Genomic DNA, 22,007 nt, shown 5'->3' on the forward strand with positions numbered 1-22,007 from the left:
AGGCATGCGGGACTCAGGGGCGGATGCGCTGGATGCTGGTGATGCGTTCGACATAGCTGGTGTCGCCGTTGAACAGCAGCGGCTCCAGTGGAGTGACCGAGACGCCGTTGAGGTGGGCGCTGACGCGCTGACCCGAGGCATCGCGATACGAGGTCCCGCTGGTGTCGTGGATCACCCAGGTGCGGCCGTCCTGATGGCCGATCACCATCATCACGTGGCCGGGGATGTAGATCAGGTCGCCGGGGCGGGTGTCGCGGACGACGGCCAGCCGCGTCTGCAGGCTGTCGGCCGGGTCGAAGGCGATCCGGTTCAAGGCCGGGCTGACTGCCTGCGCGCTGGTGTTGCGGGGCAGTTCCACGCCCATGCTGCGGTAGATTTCGGACACGAAGCCGCTGCAGTCGCGGGTGCCGTAGGAATGGCCCCAACCGTAGCGTTCACCGAGGAACTTGAACGACTGTGCGATCAGGTTGGACGGTGTCAGCGGCAGATAGCCTTCGCGCACGTCGGCGCTGCGCGGCACCAGCGCCGGCACCAGCTGCAGGCCGCCATTGGCGTCGCGCACCGGCAGCTGCACCACATAGGACGCATAAGGATGCTGGCCGTTGACGGCGCGGTCCTGCGGCCAGTCGGTCAGCAACGGCAGGCGCAGGCCCATGTCCAGCCGCAGCGAGGATACGCGCGGTTCTTCCGGGGTGAAGGTGGTAAGCACGTCGGCGCCGGTCACTACCAGAGAGGGCCCTTGGTCGGCGTAATCCAGCACTTCGGTGCGCTCGCCCAGGGCGACGTACTGCTTCTCGATCCATGCCGCGTAATTCGGCCCGACCACGAACCACCACTGGCCGTCGAGGCTTTCGTGGACCACCGCGACCGTGGTGCCGGGGAACAGCGCGGATTCCTGGAAACGGTCGATGTCGGTATCGCCGATGGTGCTGAACGTGCGCAACCGGGTCGGGAAGGCGCGCAGGTCGCCGCGCCGCATGATCAGGCCGAAACGCGGCGCGACGCTGGCGGGAATCGCGGCCAATTGCAGCGATTGCTGCAGGTTGTCCAGGGCGGCATCGTCGATCTGCTTGCCCTGTGCGTCGTACAGCGTTCGTGTTGGTGGCGCGGACAGTTTGGATATCCAGGCACGTACCTGTTCGCCGGGCAGCGTCGCCGGCAGCTCGGCCAGCCGATGCATGGTCGGGTCCAAGGCATACAGCCGCGCGTTCTGGGCTGCGATGGCGGCCGTGTCCATCACCGGCCGGTCGGGGTGGGCCAATCGCGACTGCCAATAGCCGGGCTCGAGCTGGGCGATGCGTATGCCGAGCAGGCCGGTGTCGGGCGAGAGCGCCTCACGCGCCAGCGCCACCGTGCCCGGTGCCAGCGCCAGCAGCAGGGCCAGCATCGGTGCCGGGTTCATCGTCGGCCGTTTCATCGGGACGTGGGCGACGACCGGCCGGCAGGCCTGCCTGCAGGCAAGGGAAAGCGGATTTGCGGGGCCAGTTCCGTGGTTCACGTCGGGTCTTTCGTCCGGCATTGGCCGATGTTATGGAATATTTGCTTCGAAATTACAACATGAACGTAATAATTTATTGCGCTGGGTCCCGGTTACGTGATACGTCTTGGCACCGACAAGTCGGGAACCCGTGGGGTGGAATGATGATGGGAATGCGGCCGGGGCGGTACCGGCAATGGGTGCGTGCGCTTGCGGCCGGTCTGGCCGTGGTGGCGCTGGCGGGCTGCGTGAGCAGCGGGCCGCGCAACCCGATGGCGGACTGGGTGCGCTCCAAGAACTACGACGTCCGCCGCCCGGTGTTGATCGTCTTGCATTACACCGAGCAGGACTCGGTCGAGCAGTCGCTGCACACCCTGCGCAACCGCAACAGCGGCGGACGGGTCAGTTCGCACTATCTGGTCGGCAAGGACGGCAGCCTGTACCAGTTGGTGTCCGACGAAAAGCGTGCCTGGCATGCCGGCGCCGGGCGCTGGGGCACGATCACCGACGTCAATTCAGCCTCCATCGGCATCGAAATCGACAACGACGGCAAAAGCCCCTATCCGCAGGCGCAGATCGAGACTCTGCTGAAGCTGCTGGACGACCTGTGCACGCGCTGGCAGATCCCGCGCAGTCAGGTGATCGGCCATTCCGACTTGGCGCCGCGGCGCAAGGTCGATCCGGGTCCGCTGTTCCCGTGGAAGCAGTTGGCCGACGCCGGTTTCGGCGTCTGGCCGGCCGCCGATGCTGGCGACCCCGCTCCGGGTTTCGACCCGTGGCTGGCGATGCAGGCGATCGGCTACGACTTGCAGGACCGTGCCGCCGCGGTGCGCAGCTTTCATCACCATTTCCGCGGCATGGAGGGCGTTGAGCTGGATGCAGAGGACCTGCGAGTCCTGTGGGCGCTGACCCGGCTGCCGGCAGGGGACGTCCAGCCGTAATGGGCCGTGTGTACCGGCGGGATAGGCGCAGACCGGTTGCGGGGCGCCGATTCAGCCGGGAATTCAGTTGGGAATATTTATTCGGCCAATTTCAAATTCGACGAATAATTTATTGACACTGGCGTCCGGCACATGCTAAATCGCAATGTAACGGAATATTAAGCAATCGTACAGGACGTCAGTCCGGGGCGATTGCGGGCATGGAGGCGGTCAGGCAGGCGGGAGGCGATAGCGGTTTTGCCCGTATCCGATCGGGGATCGGCCGGGCGCGGGAATCAGGCAATTCGGCGGATCCGTGGCAGCGCCGGTTTCGTGGCGGGATCGGGCAGATACGGGCCGTAACGGTACATACGACACATTCCAGGAGAGATCGTCATGAAACTGAAGAGGTTGGCTTTGTCCCTGGCCATTGCGAGCGCATGTGCTCCGCTGATGGCGCAGGAAACCACGGCTCCCGCCGAGGACACGACATCCAAGACGCTCGATACCGTGACCGTGACCGGTTCGCGCATCAAGCGCGCCGATATCGAAACGCAGCTGCCGGTCACGATCATCAAGAAGGAAGAAATCGATGCCCAGGGCATCAGCTCTGCCGAGCAGTTGATGAATTACCTGAACATCGCCGGCAACGGCATGGACAACCTGGCCAGCAACGCCGGCATCATTTCCGGTGTTGATCAGCGTGGTAATAACGGCGTTTCCTCGGCCAACCTGCGCGGCCAAGGCGCCGATGCGACTCTGGTATTGCTGAACGGTCGTCGCGTTGCTTCACATGGTCTGAAGGGGCGAGTGGTTGACCTGAACTCGATTCCGTTCGCTGCCATCGAGCGTGTGGAAGTCCTGCGTGACGGTGCTTCGGCCATATACGGCACCGACGCCATCGGCGGCGTGATCAACTTCATCACCCGAACCGACTATCAAGGCCTGCAGGCTTCGGCTTTCACCGATACTACCGAGGAAGGTGGCGGCAACATCTATCGTGTCAACGTGCTGGGTGGTGCCGGCGATCTCGATACAGATCGCTGGAATGTCTTTGCGAGCCTGAGCTGGAAGAAGAACGAGATCCTGCGTGGCACCGATCGAGACTTCTCCAATGCGTTCCAGCCTGACCGCGGCTTGTCGCCGGACACCCGCGGCACGCCGTTTGCGACCATTGCCTATCGGCCAACCTCCACTCCGACCCTGATCGGAGCCGGGCTTACCGATCCGGCAGATGGGTCGAACCAGCGATACATAAACATCCTGAACCTGCCAGGTGCGTCGAGCTGCGAGAGCGGTCACGACATGATGGGTCCGTATGACTACCAGTTGTGGGGTTTGGTCGACTCGACCTATGCCTGTGCCTACGATTATCCGGCCGCGGCAGTGATTCAGCAGCCGGTCGAGAGCAAGGATTTCATCGGGCGAGCGACCTTCAAGGTGTCCGATACGACCCAAGCCTTCATCGAATTCATGGGTTCGGAAGTCGATGCACGCAAGTCGTTCGAGCCGTACCAGATCTCGCCCGGCAGTACCTTCGATGCGACCACTTGGTACCCGAGTACCGGGGAAGCCTACGACATGATCTACGATGCGTTGGCCGACTATTTCGGTACCGCGCAGCTGAATTATGGTGAGCCGATCGCTTATCGCTGGCGATGCATGGCTTGTGGCTCGCGTCAGATATCGACCAACACCAAGTCGTATCGCTTCCTGGCAGGAGTCGAAGGTTCATTGGGTAGCTGGGATTATGATGTCGGTGTGTCGCGCGCCGAGAGCAAGTCGACGTCCAAGCTATATGGGGGCTACTACTACACCGACAAGCTGAAAGCGGTGCTGGGCAGCGGGCTGCTGAATCCGTTCCTGCTTCCGGGCGAGGAGCAGTCGGAAGCAGGCATGGCGGCGCTGGCAGCAGCCTCCGCCTCCGGTACTGAGCTGTATGGCGGTACCTCGACGATGAGTACTCTGGATGCCAATTTCTCCGGAGGCTTGGGGTTCAGTTTGCCCGGTGGTGAAGCGCAAATGGCAACGGGTCTTGAGCTGCGTCGTGAGGAGTACGAGTTCGGCGGTAACTTGGATGCGGAAGCTGACGGCATTTATCTGGCGCCGTTTGATAATGGCAACGTGCTGAAGCAAGTCAAGCGTGATGTCTGGGCGGTCTATGCCGAGGTCTATCTGCCGATCCTAGATAGTCTGGACGTGACCATCGCTGGTCGTCATGACGATTACGAGGGTTTCGGAGGGACAGACAATCCGAAGGTGTCGTTCAAATGGCAGCCGATCGATTCGCTGGCTTTCCGTGGTGCCTATAGCACTGGCTTCAAAGTGCCGACTTTCAACCAGTTGTACTATGGCACCTCGTTGAGCCCGTATACAGGACTTGATTTGGCCGATCCGGCGACCTGCCCGAGTGGCATTGCGGATCCGTCGATTCCGGGTTGCGAGATGATCCAGCCAGATCTGCTGACCGGAGGCAAGGAGGATCTGGATCCGGAGGAATCCACGCAGAAGAGCATCGGTGTGGTGTTCTCACCGATCGACTGGTTCAACATGAGCCTGGATTGGTGGGAGATCGAACGCGAAAAGACCATCCGTTCCGGCATTTCGGTAGATACGTTGATTGAGAATTACGACACTTTCGCCGATAACTGGATTCGCGACGCCAATGGTGATGTGATTGCCATCGATCAGCGCTATCTCAACTCTGGTGGCAGTCTGATGCGAGGCATCGAGCTGGATGCCAACCTGATGTTCGACGATGTGTTCGATGGCGACTTGCGTATCCATCTCAATGGCAGCTATTTGGATACTTTCCAGACTAAAGATCTGGAGACCCTGCCGTACACGGACAATCTGGTCGGCGACTACATTCGCTACTACAGCTTGCCGATCCGCTGGAAGCACACTCTGGATTTCAGCTGGCGTCGCGGCGACTGGGCACACAATCTGACTCAGGTCTATCGTGCCGGCTACAAGGACGAAGAGCCCAATGGTGTCGCCAGCGGCAATTACATTCCGTCCAATTGGGACCCGGATGTGGATGCCTACATCGTCTACAACTACAACCTGACCTACACGGGGTTCGAGAAGATGAAGTTGTCGTTCGGCATCAAGAATCTGCTGAACACCGATCCGCCGTTCACCGCCCACAAGAACGACTGGGCGGCTGGTGCAGCATGGGAGCCGCGTATCGCAGATCCGCGGGGACGTGCCTATACGCTGCAGGTCGAGTACAAGTTCTTCTGATCCGGAAGTTGATGTTGTGATACGGGGAGGCGGCCTGAACGGGCCGCTTTCCTTTTTGCGGGGTCGGGCGGGCATGCCCGACGCGACAATCGAAAGTGGAGGCGGGCATGAAGCAGGCGCGAACAAACTTCCGGCGGACTGGAACAGAGTCGGAATCACTCCGTTGCAGGGCGATGGCCGTATTTGCATGTCTGCTGCTTTGCGGTTCGGGGCAGGTACTCGCACGCGACAACGGGGAGCGGGCGATCTTCGATGCCGCCTTCGACGACACCTTCAACCGCTATCACCTGCCGGGGTTGGCGGTCGGCATCGTCGAGGACGGCAAGGTCGTTTACACACGCGCCGCTGGTGAACTGGAGGCGGGCAAGGGCGAGTCGATCACGACCGAGACATTATTCAAGATCGCCTCCAACAGCAAGGCGATGACTACCGGCCTGCTGGCGCGGCTGGTCGATCAGGGCAAGCTGGCCTGGAGCGATCCGGTCAGCAAGTACTTGCCGGAGTTCCGCATGCACGACGACTGGGTGACGCAGAACATCCAGGTGCGCGACCTGCTGATTCACAACAGCGGCCTGGGTCCGGGTGCCGGCGACCTGATGCTATGGCCGGAGCCCAACCACTTCACCCGTGCGGACATCATCAACGGATTGGGGTGGTTGAAGCCGACCCACAGCTTCCGTGCGCATTACACCTACGACAACCTGATGTACGTGGTGGCAGGCGAAGTGGCGGCGGCGGCAGGCGGAAAGCCCTACGACCAACTGCTGCGCGAGCAGCTGTTTCAGCCGCTGGGTATGCAGCGATGCCAGGTAGGCGAATGGAATCGGATCGAGGTCGGGAACGTTGCCCAGCCGCACATGCGCATCGGCGACGGCAACCAGGTGATCCGCCGCGACGGCGATCTCGTGCCCGATGCGACCGGAATGGCGGCCGGCGGTATCCGTTGCAGCCTGGACGACATGCTGACCTGGGTGCGGATGTGGCTGGACCCGCAATCGCAGTGGGTCTCCGCGACTCAGCGGCGCACACTGTGGAGCGTGCAGATGCCGATGCCGGTCTCGCAGCGGATGCGTAACTGGGACAACACGCATTTCAACGGCTACGGCTACGGCTGGCGTCTGTCGGACGTGGATGGCGTCTGGCGGGTTGCGCATACCGGCACCCTCGCGGGGATGTATTCCTCGGTGACCTTGTTGCCCGACCAGCGCACGGGCATCGTGGTCCTGATCAACGGCAGCGGCGGCGAAGCACGCACGGTGCTGACCCAAGCATTGACCAAGCATTTCACCGCGCCGGAGCAGCGGGCAACCGTGGCTGGTTATGCCGAAGCCCTGGCCGGCGAGCGTGGCAAGACCGGGCGGTCTTCGGTTCAGGTCCCCGACACGTCGGCGCGCGCATCGCTGCCGCCAGCGCAGGCGAAGGATGCGCTGGGGCGTTATGTCGACCCCTGGTTCGGCACGATCAGTTTGTGCACGGTAGACGACCGGGTTGTCTTTGCCTCGGACAAGTCGCCGCTGATGCGCGGCGAAGTGATGCAAGTCGGCGGTCGCTGGCTGATCGACTGGTTCGACGACAGCGTCGATGCCGAGGCGTGGCTGGAATTCCATCCGCGGACTGCCGATACTGGAGGCCGACTTAGCCTGTCGCATGTCGATCCCGATGCCGATTCCAGCTTCGATTTCCCCGATCTCGATTTCAGTCGGGTTGCCGACTGTCCGTAAACGCGCGTGGGGTCGCATCCCGGCCTTGTTCGCGCTGTTGGCAGTCACGTTTTTACTGCACGCTCAGACAATCTCTCCGGCAACCCGGTTCGAGCAGACGGATCTGATCGATCTGACCCGGCTGGCGCCCGATATCCTGCTGGATATCCGTTACGCCACGGCCGACAATTTCGTCGGTGTGCCGGTGCGTGGATACGAGGCACCGAAGTGCTATCTGCTGGCACCAGCGGCGGCGGCGCTGGTGAGGCTCGAACATGAGCTGCGAGCGCAAGGGTATGCGCTGAAGGTGTTCGACTGCTACCGGCCAGCGCGCGCGGTGGCGCATTTCGTCGAATGGTCGCAGGATCTGTCCGACCGGAAGACCAAGCCGGGACACTATCCGGACCTGGACAAGTCGCAGCTGATGGGCGAGTACATTGCGCCGGTCTCCGGGCACAGCAAGGGCGCCACTGTCGACCTGACGCTGATGCGCTGCGAGCAGGATGACGTGTGCCGGGAACTGGACATGGGAACCGATTTCGATCTGTTCGGCCCACAGGCCAATACGGACTCGTCCGAAGTGACGAAACTTCAGCACGAAAACCGTTTGCGCTTGCGGCGCGCCATGGAGAGCGCCGGTTTTCGCAACTACCCGCTGGAATGGTGGCATTACAGTTTCCAGGCGGTTCCAGCCCCGGAGCTGCTGTACGATATTCCAGTAAAGTGAAATAAAGACACATTAAATGTGTCCATACCCGACCTCAGGCTTCCGAGCGGCCGTGTCGTGGCGACGGATTCCGGGGCGTTGCTTCCGAAACAGAGACGACAATGAACGACGCCGCGGTTTCCGGTCTTCTGGACGACCCATGGGTGATGACGGCGCTGCCGCTGATCAACATCCTGATCATGTTCGGAATCGGCATGACGCTGAGGGCGGGAGACTTCCGCAAGGTGATGCGGTATCCCGGCGCGGTCGGCGTCGGCATGGCCGGGCAATACCTGTTGTTGCCCGCGATCGGATTCATGATTGCCGCCCTGTTCACAAACACACCGGCGTATGCGGTCGGTTTCGTGCTTCTGGCCGCGTGCCCCAGCGCCAGCAGCTCCAATGTGCTGACCTATCTTTCGCGCGGCAATGTCGCATTGTCGGTGACCCTGACCGTCGTTTGCAGCGTGGTCACCCTGATCAGCATTCCGCTGCTGGTGAACCTGGCCTTGCATTGGCGGGGTGCGCAGATGCAGACAGTGCATCTGCCGATCATGAACACCATGGGCAGCCTGACGATGATCGTGTTGCTGCCGATCCTGGCGGGAATGCTTGCCCGGCGATATGCACCCGCGTTTGTATCTCGCGTCGAGAAGTGGGTTGGCCTGGTGTCTTTCCTGCTGCTGTTGGGCTTGATCGCGCTGATCACCTGGGCGCAGATCGAACTGGTGCAGTCAACGATTCTGCGGTTGGGTCCGGCGGCGCTGGTCATGTGTATGGCAGGTCTGGCCGGGGGCTGGGCATTGGCCAGAATGGCGCGCTTGGACGCTGCCGACAGCACCACCATCGCGATCGAGGTCGGGGTGCAGAACTGCGCGCTGGCGATCGTGGTGGCGCTTTCGGTGTTGCGGATGCCGCAGGCCGCGCTTCCGGCCGGAATCTATGGCTTGTTGATGTATCTCCCCGCTCTGGCAGGTGTGGCGATCACCAGGCGTCGGCGTAAAACCGCGCTGTCTTTATCTTGAGCTTCCTGCTGAGCACTAGCCGCTGAATGCTCGATGAGATTCTTGGCAGTGTAATAGGCGCTTTAGTTTCAATTGTGAGACGAAGTCCCTTGACAGGCGCGACTTGTTCTGATTTTGGATTCAAGACTATAATTGCCTGCGAGTCACGGAGTGCACGGGCTGGGGGATTATCTGCAAGTGCCGTTCATGTGGCTGAGTCCAGCCAGTTCGGCATCGTGACCGCAGGGGTATAGGGGGTTGTACAGGGGATCCGGAAGTGCATGCAGGTCATGCCCTGCGTTTTCCGCTGTCGACATCCGTACTCATCAGCATGACGCTGACGCCTTTGGTGTCGGTGTCCTTGAGGTGTGCGGAATCGTGTCCAAAGGGCATGGCATCCGTTTTTGGTGAAATCGACAGGCAGTTTCGGGTGGAGTGGATGCTCAGTCCACGCCATTGATCAGGGGATGATGCGGTGTATCAGGGAATACGAATGGACGTGAAGGGCTCGATGGCGCGAGGGGTGCTTCGCGCGACATTGTTGTTGCTGGCGTTGTGGCTGGTGCCGACCGTAGCCATGGCACAGCTGGCTATGAACAAGTCGTTTTCTCCGGCGGTTATTCCGCCCGGCGGCACCAGTACACTTTCCATTCTGTTGTTCAACAACGGTCCGGACGAGGCATTAAACGTATCGCTTGTCGACGATTTTCCGGCCAGTCCATCCGGCCTGACCGTGGGGCCGGGAGGGCTGCTCAGCAATACTTGTGGTGGCGCGGTCGCGGCCAATACTGGCGATGCATCCATTGTGCTCAGCGGCGGCGCGATTCCGGCAGCTTCGGGCGTTCTTCCGGGGCAGTGCGAGATCGTGGTCGAAGTGGTCGGAATGCCGCCGACGGCGCCTGCCAGCTACCTCAACGAGATTCCCGCGGGCAATGTGACCAGCAGTGTCGGAAGTCCGGGTGCGGATGTGTCCGCTTCATTGTCGGTCATTGCTGGAACCGAGATTGGCGTAAGCAAGACCATAATCAACTTTCCCGTGCGAGGGGGCGCCGAGTCGACAGTCCGGATCACGCTGAACAATCTGAATTTGTTCGACGTGACCGGAGTCAGCGTCAGTGATCCATTGCCCGGAGGTGGAATTCTGGTCGTGGCGGCGACGCCTGATGTGAATTCAACCTGTGGTGGTACGGTCACGGCCACGCCCGGCGCGACCAGTTTCTCGCTTGCGGGCGGGGTGATTGCTGCGGGGTCAAGCTGCGTCATCGAGGTCGATATCGAATTCAGCGGAGGTGGAACGGATCTCTACGGTGCCCGCCCGACCAATACCATCGCTGCGGGGACATTATCGAGCGACCAGGGTATATCCAACACGGTTGCATCAAGGAACTTCTATGCATTCAGTGGTGCAACGCTTACCAAGGCGTTCAGTCCGGCGGTGATTGCCCCGGATGGCGACAGCACCCTGACCATCACCATCGGTAACCGCAACGCCATCCCGATCGACAATTTCAGCCTGACCGACAACCTTCCGGCGGGGGTTACGATTACTGGCGCACCGACGACGACATGCTCGGGCGGCACGGTCGATGTCGTCGGCAGCGATGTGACGTTGAGTGGCGCCACCGTGCCAGGGTCGGGCTATCAAACCAGTATCAACGCCAATGTCCCGTACGACATTGGGAGTGCCAGTTGTACGGTGACAATTCCAGTGACGGCCAATGCCCTCGGGACCTATACCAATACGATCCCTGCCGGGACATTCTCCGGCGGCGTGCCGCATACGCAGGCTACCGATGATCTTGACGTCATCGGCACCGAGATCGTCGGCTACAAGGATTTCACTCCGTATGGCGGCGCGAATCCGGATATTCCGCAGTCGGGCCAGACTACTCTGCGGATCCGGGCGACCAATACAAGTACGACTACGCCGGCCACCAACCTCAGTATCACGGACGACTTGGCCACGATGGGTGCAGGGATCAGCATCGGTGGAACAGGAGGCGCTACTGCGAACACCTGCGGCGGCACGGTGACTGCGGTTCCAGGAACGACGCTGATTTCCCTCACGGGCGGCAGCATTCCTCCCGGAACTAGCGCGGCCAACCCGGGCGAGTGCTATATCGAAGTGCCGGTCAGGGTTGCCGCAGATGCGACAAGGAGTGCCCGTAACAATGACATCTTGCCGGGTGCCATCAGCAGCGATCTGGGAAGCAACCCGCAGCGCATTCGCAAACGCATGGATGTCACTTATGCGCTGCGCGCAGCCAAGGCATGGCTTCGCCCGGGATCCAATACCGCCGGCGCCACTTCGGTCAATGCCGGCGATATCGTCCGGGTCAGGGTGCAGGTCCTGCGAACCAATCAGGCGGCACGAATCACCGATATCGGTTTTACCGACACGCTTCCTGCTGGCTTCGTCATCGCCCCGACTCCGAATGAAAGCACCACCTGCTCGGGGGGCAGCGTAGCTGCTGTTCCGGGAAATGATTCGTTCACGCTGAGTGGGGGCGTACTAGGCTCTAGTGATTTCGTGGGCGCGGACAATTGTTACGTCTACGTCGATGTCGTGGCACCTATCACAACCGGGCAGTACATCAACAGGATCGAGATCGGTGATGTGACTGGCATGACGAATGTCGGCCAAGTCGCAAATGTCACGGCTGCAAGTGATGATATCAATGTCACCTCCGGGCTAGGTGTCAGCAAGTCGTTCTCGCCGATCAATATTGCGGCGGGAGGGACTTCTCGCGTCAGTGTGGTGGTTTCCAATACCGGTTTCGGTGCGGTTGCACTCACCGGAGTGAATCTGGCGGATGCATTGCCTGCCGGGCTGGAGATCGCCGCTGTGCCGAATGCGATCATCAGCCCGATCGCTGGTACATGCGGTGGCAACGCGTCGGCACCGGCCGGTGGCAATACGGCAACCTGGTCGAGCGGATCGATCGGCGTCAATGCCGTTTGTGAGCTGGCGTTCGATGTCACGACTGGTGCTATCGGCACCTTCGTCAACACTATACCCAGCGGCGCAGTGAGTTCCACGCAGAACATCAGCAACGTGAATTCCGCGCTGGCGACCTTGGTGAGTTCCGGCGACGCCGACATTGCCGTGACCAAGGATGATGGCGTGCCGGGTGTGGGCAAGGGCGACAGCACGACCTATCAGATCAACGTCACCAACAATTCCACGAACCGGTTCGTGTCCGGCATCCTGTTCGAGGATCTCGAGCCGACGGGGATGAGTTTCACTGCTTGGACCTGCACGGCGATCGCAGGCTCCAGCTGTGACGCAAGCAGCGGGACGGGCAGTATCAATACCCGCGTCAACCTGGCGCCTTCCGGAGTTGCCACATTCACGGTCGAGGCGACGGTCGATTCCGGCTACACCGGAGCCCAGATCACGAATACCGCCACGATCAATCCCGGTTCCAGTGGCGTCGTCGACCCGGATCTGAGCAACAACACTACATCGGATACCGATGACGTTTATCCGAAGCTGACCTTGGTCAAATCGGTGGATAACACCGGCGGTGGAACGGCAGCGGCCGACGCGTGGACACTGCAGGCATCAGGACCGACGCCAATAAGCGGGCAGAGCGGCAATGCAGCCGTCACCGATGTGGCCGTGTTGCCGGGAACGTATGCCCTTTCCGAAAGTGGCGGCCCGACTGATTACACGGCAGGAGACTGGGTCTGTACGAACGGCATCGCTGTCAATGCAGGCCAGATCGATCTTTCGCTTGGTCAGGACACGGTTTGCACCATCGTCAACACATTCCAGCCGGCTCCTGCGATGACGCTGGTCAAGTCCGCGGATGTCGACACGTATTCCACCATTGGTCAGGTGATCACGTACACCTATACGTTGACCAATACCGGTAACAACGCGATCACCGGCGTGTCGGTTTCGGACGACAAGCTGGGTCCGGTTACCTGTGCACCGACTGACATTGCGCCGACCGAAACATCAACCTGCACGGCGACCTATGCCATCCAGGCGAGTGACCTGGCAGCGACTCCAGGCACGATCACCAATGTCGCGACCGGCAATGGCACGCCGGAAGGCGGCACGCTGACGGCTCCGACCGATACCGTCATCATTACCGAATCGGTAAACCCGATTGTCGCAGTCAACGACAGCTACCCGGGGATCAACGGTTCAGATGGTGCGACCACGGGCAGCGTGCTGGACAACGACACGCTGAACGGGGTGGTGCTGGATCCTGCAGACGTGACACTGACGCCGGGGACGGCACCGACGCCGGCCAATGGCAGCATCACGATGAATGCCGATGGCACGATCACGGTGGCGCCGGGGACGACGGCCGGGGCGTACACCTACGACTACACGATTTGCGAGGTGCTGAACCCGACCAATTGCGATAGCGCGACGGCGACGGTGACGGTGACGGCTGCGCCGATCGTGGCCGAGGACGATGCCTATACCGGGATCAACGGTTCAGATGGTGCGACCACGGGCAGCGTGCTGGACAACGACACGCTCAATGGTGCGGCGGTGGTACCGGCCGAGGTGACACTGACGCCGGGGACGGCGCCGACGCCGGCCAATGGCAGCATCGCGATGAATGCTGATGGCACGATCACGGTAGCGCCGGGGACGACGGCCGGGGCGTACACCTACGACTACACGATTTGCGAGGTGCTGAACCCGACCAATTGCGACAGCGCGACGGTGACGGTGACGGTGACGGCTGCGCCGATCGTGGCCGAGGACGATGCCTATACCGGGATCAACGGTTCAGATGGTGCGACCACGGGCAGCGTGCTGGACAACGACACGCTCAATGGTGCGGCGGTGGTACCGGCCGAGGTGACACTGACGCCGGGGACGGCGCCGACGCCGGCCAATGGCAGCATCGCGATGAATGCCGATGGCACGATCACGGTGGCGCCGGGGACGACGGCCGGGGCGTACACCTACGACTACACGATTTGCGAGGTGCTGAACCCGACCAATTGCGACAGCGCGACGGCGACGGTGACGGTGGATGCCGCCGTGATCGATGCAGTGGACGACACGGGCAGTGTTTCGAGCGGCGCCACGGGCGGCACGGCAGTGACGAACGTTCTATCCAACGACAGTCTGAATGGCGCGGTACCGACATTGTCGACGGTGACGTTGGCTCAGGTATCAACGACGCATGCGAACGTGGTACTGGATCCGGCAACGGGTGCGGTAAGCGTTGCCCCAGGCACGCCGGCGGGCAGCTACGAAGTGGTTTACCGGATCTGCGAGGTGCTGAACCCGAGCAACTGCGATACCGCCACGGTTACGGTGGGTGTGGCGGCCGCGCCGATCAATGCAGTGGACGACAGCTACCCGGGGATCAACGGTTCGGATGGTGCAACCACGGGCAGCGTGCTGATCAACGACACGCTGAACGGGGTGGTGTTGGATCCTGCGGACGTGACACTGACGCCAGGGACGGCACCGACGCCGGCCAATGGCAGCATCACGATGAATGCCGATGGCACGATCACGGTGGCGCCGGGGACGACGGCCGGGGCATACACCTACGACTACACGATTTGCGAGGTGCTGAACCCGACCAATTGCGACAGTGCGACGGCGACGGTGACAGTGGATGCTGCCGCGATCGATGCAGCGAACGATGCCTTGGGTCCGGTGAACGGCAGTGATGGAGGCAGCGCGGGTAACGCCTACGACAACGACACGCTCAATGGCAGCCCGGTTGCTCCGACGGACATCACCGGGACAGTAACGACCCCGGCCACGCCGATCAACGGCGGTCCGGTGCCGACGCTGGATCTGGCCACGGGCGAGGTGACGGTGCCTGCGGCGACGCCGGCGGGCGACTACACGATCGTCTACCAGATCTGCGAGGTACTGAACCCGAGCAACTGCGATACGGCGACGATCACGGTGACGGTGACGGCCGCGCCGATCGATGCGGTGGATGACACCTTTGCCCCGGTGGATGGTGCTGGAGGTGACACTGCGGGCAACGCGTTCGACAACGACATGCTGAACGGCAATCCGATCACGACGATCGACATTACCGGCACGGTGGTGACGCCAGCCACGCCGATCAATGGCGGTCGGGTACCGATACTGGATCCGACGACGGGCGAGGTGACGGTGCCACCAGCGACGCCGGCGGGGGACTACACGATCGTTTACCAGATCTGCGAGCAGCTGAACCCGAGCAATTGCGACACGGCCACCATTACGGTGCCGGTGGCGGCTACGGCAATCGACGCGGTGGATGACACGCTGGCATCGGTTAATGGCGCCGAGGGTGGCAGCGCGGGCAACGCGTATAGCAACGACACGCTGAGTGGCTATCCGGTCGACCCGGACGAAAACATCACCGGGACAGTGACGACCCCGGCCACGCCGATCAACGGCGGTCCGGTGCCGACGCTGGACGTGAGCACGGGCGAGGTGACGGTGCCTGCGGCGACGCCGGCGGGCGACTACACGATCGTCTACCAGATCTGCGAGGTACTGAACCCGAGCAACTGTGATACGGCGACGATCACGGTGACGGTGACGGCCGCGCCGATCGAGGCGACCGATGACACCCTGGGTCCGATGAACGGCAGTGACGGCGGCAGCGCGGGTAACGCCTATGACAACGACACGCTGAACGGCAACCCGGTCGACCCGACGGAGATCACCGGGACGGTGACCACACCGGCCACGCCGATCAACGGTGGCCCGGTGCCGACGCTGGACGTAAGCACCGGCGAGGTGACGGTGCCGGCGGGCACGCCGGCGGGCGACTACACGATCGCCTACCAGATCTGCGAGGTGCTGAACCCGAGCAACTGTGACACCGCGACGGTGACGGTGACGGTGACGGCCGCGCCGATCGAGGCCAATGACGACGCGCTGGATCCGGTGAACGGCAGCGACGGTGGCAGTGCCGGCAATGCGTATGACAACGACACGCTGAACGGCAACCCGGTCGACCCGACGGAGATCACCGGGACGGTGACCACACCGGCCACGCCGATCAACGGTGGCCCGGTGCCGACGCTGGACGTAAGCACGGGCGAGGTGACGGTGCCGGCGGCGACACCGGCGGGCGACTACACGATCGCCTATCAGATCTGCGAGGTGCTGAACCCGAGCAACTGCGACACCGCGACGGTGACGGTGACGGTGACGGCGCCGGAAGTGATCGCCAACCCCGACGTCTATGACGGCGTGGACGGGACCGATGGCGGCCCGGTTGGCAACGTGCTGGACAACGACACCTACAACGGTGGCGTGACCGACATCAGCCAGGTGACGATCACGGTGGACGATCCGGATACCGGCGACGGCGTGCACATCGATCCGACCACCGGTGCGGTGATCGTCGATCCGGGAACGCCGACGGGCACCTACGAGCTGACCTACACGATCTGCGACGTGATCAACCCGGGCAACTGCAGTACCACGACGGTGACGGTGGGCGTGCTGGGCGATGTGCAGCTGCGGGTAACCAAGACCGCCAGCGTGCGCGAGGTCAATGTCGGCGATCTGGTCCGCTACACGGTAACGGTGGAGAACGTGGGCGACAGCCCGGCTGTGGCCGTGAGCATCGTGGACACCGCGGCAGCCGGCCTGAGCTACGTGGACGGTTCGCTGAGCGTGGTCGACGGCGACAACGCCGGCACGGCCACCGGCAGTAACCCGGTCCGCTTCGAGGGCCTGGACATCGGCGTGGGCCAGAGCGCGACCCTGGTCTACCTGATGCGGGTGGGCGCGGGCGTGCGTCCGGGCACCCTGGAGAACCAGGCCCAGGCCTACAGTTCGAGCGGCCAGCCGCTGTCGAACGTGGCCACGGCATCGGTGACCGTGGAGAGCGACCCGTTGATGGACGACTCGCTGGTGTTCGGCACGGTGTTCAACGATCGTGATGGCGACGGCTGGCAAGACAGCGCGGCCCTGGGCGGGGTACGGGTGCAGGGCGGCTTCGCACCAGGCGCCTACGTGGCCAACTCGACCACGGTCGACCGTGGCGCGGGCATGCAGCCCGAGCCGGATGCCAGCTCGCCGATGCTGCATGGCATCGAGGTGGGTGGCATCAGCGGCCGTGCCTCGACCGCTGATCCGGTGGGCGCGCATCAGGTGGTGATCCGTCAGCGCCTGAAGGAACTGGCCTTCACCGACGACTTCATGCTGACCAGCGCGCAGGGCGTGACGGTGCGGATGGATGCGGCCGGCCAGACCACGGTGGAGCGCTCGGGCCAGGCGGCCAAGGGCCTGACCGCAGCCGATCCGGTGGTCCAGCGCAAGGTCTCGCAGGGCGAAGGCGGCTACATCGTCGACTACGTGATCGGCAATGCCGGTATCGACGAACGCGGCATCCCCGGCGTGCGGATCGCCTCGGTCGAGGGCCTTCTGGTGGAGACTGACCAGTTCGGTCGCTACCATCTGGAAGGCATCGACGGCGGCAACCTGGCGCGTGGACGCAACTTTATCCTGAAGGTCGACAAGGCCACGTTGCCCTCGGGCGCGGTGTTCAGTACCGACAACCCGCTGTTGCGGCGGGTGACCCAGGGCGTGCCGGTGCGGTTCGACTTCGGCGTGACGTTGCCGGAAGTGGAGATCCAGGGCGGCAGCGAACAGGTGGAGCTGGAGCTGGGCGAGGTGTTCTTCGCCCCGGGCAGCGCCGAAGTGCGCGAGCAGTACCTGCCGGCGATCGAGCAGATCGCCGAGCAGGTCCAGCGCTACCAGGGCGGCGAGGTGGTGATCAGCGCCAACGGCTACAGCGAGGCGCTGGCCTTCGACCGCGCCAATGCGGTCAAGGACGCGCTGTTGTCGCGGCTGACGCCGGAACTGGCCTCGGCGCTGAAGGTCAGCGTGCGCAACGACCCGTCCGACCCGGACACGATGCTGGCCGGGATCGATGGCGGCTCGCCGGTGCTGGGCGTGGTGCTGTTCGATACCGATAAGTCGACGATCAAGCCGCAGTACCAGCCGCTGATCGACAAGATCGCCGCGTATCTGGAGCAGCAGGGTGGCGGCACGGTGGCCGTGGTCGGCCATACCGACTGGCGCGCCTCGGATGCCTACAACGCGGCCCTGGGCATGCGTCGGGCACGAGCAGTGTACGAAGCGATCGCAGCGAAATTGAGTCAGGACGTCCGTGGCAAGGTCCGGGTCGAAGCGAACAACGATCCGGCGGCTCCCGCTGGCATGGAACGCAAGTAAGGGGGGCGGGACATGAAGATGAAGATGAAACTGCTCGATTACACGCTGATCGGCCTGCTGGCCGGTACTGCGCCGCTGGCTGCGGCGCAGGAGGCCGGCACGGCGCCGGCCGCGGACATGAACTGCACCGATGACGGTTGCGCCTCGCAGGAGGGTCTGCTGTTCAAGTTGCGTACCCGCGGCGAGCGCGAGCCGGTCACCGAAGGCACGGCGCACAACCCGGACGCGCGGGTACTGGCGCCGGACCGCCGGGTCACCGTCGGCCTGGAAGGGCCGGGCAAGGCGGTGGCACGGGGCACGTTCTCGGTGGAACTGGCCAACGGTGGCGCGATCTGGGCGACCGAGGATCCGGTGCTGGGCGATGCCGAGCTGACGGTGACCGCACCATCGATCGTGGCGTTCGACGGCAAGGCGATCACCAAGCCGGTGCAGTTCTACGTGCGCAGCAACTACTCGGCCTTCGTCGAGCGCTACGAGTTGTCGGTGTACCGCTCCAGCGACGTGGACCTGATCGAGCCGATCGCCACGGTGCCGCTGAAGGTGGGCAACGTCAGCGCGAGCGAGTGGGACGGCGCATTGCCGGCGTCGTATCCGTTCCGCGCCGGCGACGAGCTGGTCTACGTGCTGCGCGCCTACGATGCGCACGGCGCCTACGACGAGACCTGGCCGCGCACCTTGCAACTGGTCACGCCGCAGGAAGCCGATCGCGGCGGACAGCAGCTGCGCGACAGTACCGAGAAGTCGCTGGGTACCTCGCTGACTACCGATCAGGCGCAGACGCAGAGCCTGCTGGACGCGGTGTTCGCCGAGAACGGGCTGCGCCTGCAGAACATCCCGCTGTACGGCTCGCGGGTGCGCATCCAGGGCCGCAACATCCCGCAGAACACCCAGCTGAAGATCAACGAGGAGAACTATCCGGTCGATCTGGAGCGCAAGTTCGTTGCCGAGTATCTGGTGCCGGTGGGCCGGCACAGCTTCGACATCGCGGTGGGCAACCAGGACGCCGCGGCGCACCACACGCTGGACGTGGATGTGACCGGTCAGTACTTCTTCGGCGTGGGCCTGGCCGACGTGACGATCGCGCAGAACAAGATCGGCGGCTCGACCGCGGCGTTCCAGAATGATCCGCGCTACCAGGACGACATCATCAGCGATGGCCGGCTGGCGTTCTACGGCAAGGCCAAGTTCAAGGGCAAGTACCTGGTGACGGCGCAGGCCGACACCACCGAGAAGGACCTGGAGCACCTGTTCGACGGCTTCACCGAGGCCTATCCGCAGGATGTGTTCCGGCGGCTGGACCCGGACCTGTACTACCCGGTCTACGGCGACGACTCCACGACCTATCGCGACGTCGACACCCAGGGCCGGTTCTACCTGCGGGTGGACTGGGACAAGAACGAAGCGTTGTGGGGCAACTTCTACACCGGTCTGACCGGGACCGAGTACAGCCAGTACACGCGTTCGCTCTATGGCGCGGCGCTGGACTGGCGCTCGCGCGGAATCAACGCCTGGGGCGATGCCAAGACCCAGTTGCGCGCGTTCGGCTCCGAGGCGCAGAGTGCGCCGGGGCATAGCGAATTCATTGGCACCGGCGGCAGCCTGTACTACCTGAAGCACACCGACCTGTTGCCGGGCTCGGACGTGGTGGTGCTGGAAGTGCGCGATGTCACCACCGGCCGGGTCGAGAACCGGGTCAACCTGGTGCGCGGGGCCGACTACGAGATCGACGAGCTGCAGGGGCGGATCCTGCTGACCCGGGCGTTGTCGCAGATCACCCGGGAGAACATCCCGACCCTGACCCGCGATACGCCGCTGAGCGGGTTCGAGCAGCGCCTGCTGGTGGACTACGAGTGGATCCCGAACGGGTTCGACGCCGACGAGACCACTGCCGGGTTCCGCGGCAAGCAGTGGTTCGGCGATCACCTCGGGGTGGGCCTGACCTATGTGCAGGAGAACCGGGCCGGTGAGGACTACACCCTCAGTGGCGCGGACCTGACCCTGCAGGCGGGCAAGGGCACCTACGTCAAGGCCGAGTATGCGCAGACCGAGTCGTTCAGCGCACCGGTGTTCTTCTCGGACAACGGCGGCTTCAGCTTCACCCAGCTCAACCCGACTGGTCCGCGCGAAGGCGAGGCCAAGTCGGTCGAGGCGCGGGCCAACTTCAAGGAACTGGGCTGGACGGCGCAGGATTGGAGTGCGGGCGCCTGGTGGCGCAACGTGGGCGCGGGTTACTCGATCAACCGTGCCGACACCGGGCTGGAGACCACCGAGTACGGCGCCGAGGTGCTGGGCAAGTTCACCCCGGACATCAGTCTGTACGCCCGCTACACCCGTGCCGAACGCGGCGCCGAGGCGCTGACCCAGGCGCAGTTGAGCGGCGAATGGCGGATGGGCGAGTACAGCACCTGGAGCGCGGAGATCCGTCGGGTCGAACAGGAGCAGACCGGCGGCGATGCGGCCGGCACTCTGGGCGCGGTGCGCTACACCCACCGCTTCGGCACCGCCTTCGACGTGTACGGCACCGCGCAGCTGACCCTGGACGACGATGGCGGGCGCTACGAGGACAACGACGCGTTCACCCTGGGCACCAAGTACCTGTTCGGCGAGCGTTCCAGCGTGGGCGCCGAGGCGACCACCGGCGATCGCGGCGATGCCCTGACCGCCAGCGCCGAGTACGAGTTGAACCCGGAGCACACGCTGTACGGCAGCTACACCTATTCGACCGACACCACCGAGTACGACTCGCTGTTCAACCCCAACCGGCAGACCGGCTGGACCCTGGGCCAACGCTGGCGGCTGAGCAACCAGGTCAACATGTTCAACGAGAGCCAGTACCTGAAAGCCGACCGCGCCACCGGCGAGGCCGGGCTGGCGCACACGTTCGGCATGGACTTCTATCCCGGTCAGGGCTGGAACCTGGGGTTCACTCTGGGCTATGGCGAACTGGTCAACAGTGTGGGCGGCAACGTCGACCGCAAGACGGTGAGCCTGAGTGGTGGGCGGACCTCGCCGGATACCGACTGGCAGAGCAAGCTCGAGTGGCGTCAGGACAGCGGCGCCGAGCAGCGCGAGCAGTGGGTCAGCACCAACCGGCTGACGCACAAGATCAACGAGAGCTGGCGGATCGCGGCGCGGCTGAACTACTCGGATACCGACGACGAGCTGGATCCGGCGGCCGGGGCGAAGTTCATCGAGGGCAACCTGGGCTTTGCCTGGCGTCCGTGGAACAGCACCCGCTGGGGCGTGTTCGGTCGCTACACCTACCTGTACGACCTGGCCACGCTGGGGCAGATGGGCGGGGCGGACTACGACCAGAAGTCGCAGGTGGTTTCGGTCGAAGGCGTGTACAAGCACGACTCCCGCTGGGAGTTCGCGGCCAAGGTCGCGCGGCGCGAAGGCGAGGTGCGCTACGGCCGCGGGACCGGCGACTGGGCCGACTCGGCGACCACGTTCGCTTCCGGGCAGATCCGTTACGACCTGCGCCAGCAGTGGCACGCGCTGGCCGAGTACCGCTGGCTGGACGTCAAGGACGGCGGCACCCGCACCGGCTGGCTGGTCGGCGTGGACCGCGACCTGGGCAAGAACTTCCGCATCGGCGTGGGCTACAACTTCACCGATTTCAGCGACGATCTGACCGATTTCGATTACGACCACAAGGGATGGTTCATCAACCTTGTCGGAACGTATTGATCTGGCGGCCGGATGAACAGGGGTCTGGCCTGCGGGCTCGGTTGACTGCGGTTTCAGGTCCGTTTGCGAAAGCCCCC

General features: G+C 63.3%; 8 protein-coding genes. 7 read left to right on the forward strand and 1 reads right to left on the reverse strand.

What is annotated here, in order from left to right; genetic code table 11:
* Window positions 1–13: 13 nt before the first annotated feature.
* Window positions 14–1,402, reverse strand: a complete 1,389-nt coding sequence (locus CSC70_RS03685; protein ID WP_162455257.1) for a C40 family peptidase — start codon at window positions 1,400–1,402, stop codon at window positions 14–16.
* Between the two features lie 242 nt (window positions 1,403–1,644).
* Here CSC70_RS03685 and CSC70_RS03690 point away from each other — a divergent pair, with 242 nt between their 5' ends.
* The 7 genes from CSC70_RS03690 (at window position 1,645) to CSC70_RS03720 (ending at window position 21,930) form a co-directional block, all read left to right on the forward strand.
* Complete coding sequence (locus tag CSC70_RS03690; protein ID WP_162455350.1) at window positions 1,645–2,418, forward strand: N-acetylmuramoyl-L-alanine amidase; 774 nt, start codon at window positions 1,645–1,647, stop codon at window positions 2,416–2,418.
* 375 nt (window positions 2,419–2,793) lie between these two features.
* Entirely contained in the window at window positions 2,794–5,643 is a 2,850-nt protein-coding gene (locus CSC70_RS03695; protein ID WP_162455258.1) for a TonB-dependent receptor plug domain-containing protein, read from the forward strand.
* A 173-nt stretch (window positions 5,644–5,816) separates the two neighbouring features.
* Window positions 5,817–7,364 (forward strand): serine hydrolase, encoded by a 1,548-nt coding sequence (locus CSC70_RS03700; protein WP_162455259.1) that lies wholly within the window; start codon window positions 5,817–5,819, stop codon window positions 7,362–7,364.
* Window positions 7,365–7,389: 25 nt separating this feature from the next.
* Window positions 7,390–8,070 (forward strand): M15 family metallopeptidase, encoded by a 681-nt coding sequence (locus CSC70_RS03705; RefSeq protein ID WP_343038772.1) that lies wholly within the window; start codon window positions 7,390–7,392, stop codon window positions 8,068–8,070.
* A 101-nt stretch (window positions 8,071–8,171) separates the two neighbouring features.
* Window positions 8,172–9,074, forward strand: a complete 903-nt coding sequence (locus tag CSC70_RS03710; protein WP_162455260.1) for a bile acid:sodium symporter family protein — start codon at window positions 8,172–8,174, stop codon at window positions 9,072–9,074.
* Between the two features lie 472 nt (window positions 9,075–9,546).
* Window positions 9,547–18,240 carry a DUF7933 domain-containing protein gene (locus CSC70_RS03715; RefSeq protein WP_162455261.1) on the forward strand — a complete coding sequence of 2,898 codons (8,694 nt, stop codon included), beginning with the start codon at window positions 9,547–9,549 and terminating at the stop codon, window positions 18,238–18,240.
* A 12-nt stretch (window positions 18,241–18,252) separates the two neighbouring features.
* Entirely contained in the window at window positions 18,253–21,930 is a 3,678-nt protein-coding gene (locus tag CSC70_RS03720) for a hypothetical protein (RefSeq protein ID WP_211369400.1), read from the forward strand.
* The last annotated feature ends 77 nt before the right edge of the window (window positions 21,931–22,007 follow it).

Origin of the sequence: Pseudoxanthomonas kalamensis DSM 18571, assembly GCF_010211745.1 — a bacterium.
Taxonomy (GTDB): Bacteria; Pseudomonadota; Gammaproteobacteria; order Xanthomonadales; family Xanthomonadaceae; genus Pseudoxanthomonas_A; species Pseudoxanthomonas_A kalamensis.

Bases quoted from the DNA above. Each gene is read 5' to 3' on its own strand.
- CSC70_RS03685 (WP_162455257.1), bottom strand. From the start codon at position 1,402: ATGAACCCGGCACCGATGCTGGCCCTGCTGCTGGCGCTGGCACCGGGC.
- CSC70_RS03690 (WP_162455350.1), top strand. From the start codon at position 1,645: ATGGGAATGCGGCCGGGGCGGTACCGGCAATGGGTGCGTGCGCTTGCG.
- CSC70_RS03695 (WP_162455258.1), top strand. From the start codon at position 2,794: ATGAAACTGAAGAGGTTGGCTTTGTCCCTGGCCATTGCGAGCGCATGT.
- CSC70_RS03700 (WP_162455259.1), top strand. From the start codon at position 5,817: ATGGCCGTATTTGCATGTCTGCTGCTTTGCGGTTCGGGGCAGGTACTC.
- CSC70_RS03710 (WP_162455260.1), top strand. From the start codon at position 8,172: ATGAACGACGCCGCGGTTTCCGGTCTTCTGGACGACCCATGGGTGATG.
- CSC70_RS03715 (WP_162455261.1), top strand. From the start codon at position 9,547: ATGGACGTGAAGGGCTCGATGGCGCGAGGGGTGCTTCGCGCGACATTG.
- CSC70_RS03720 (WP_211369400.1), top strand. From the start codon at position 18,253: ATGAAGATGAAGATGAAACTGCTCGATTACACGCTGATCGGCCTGCTG.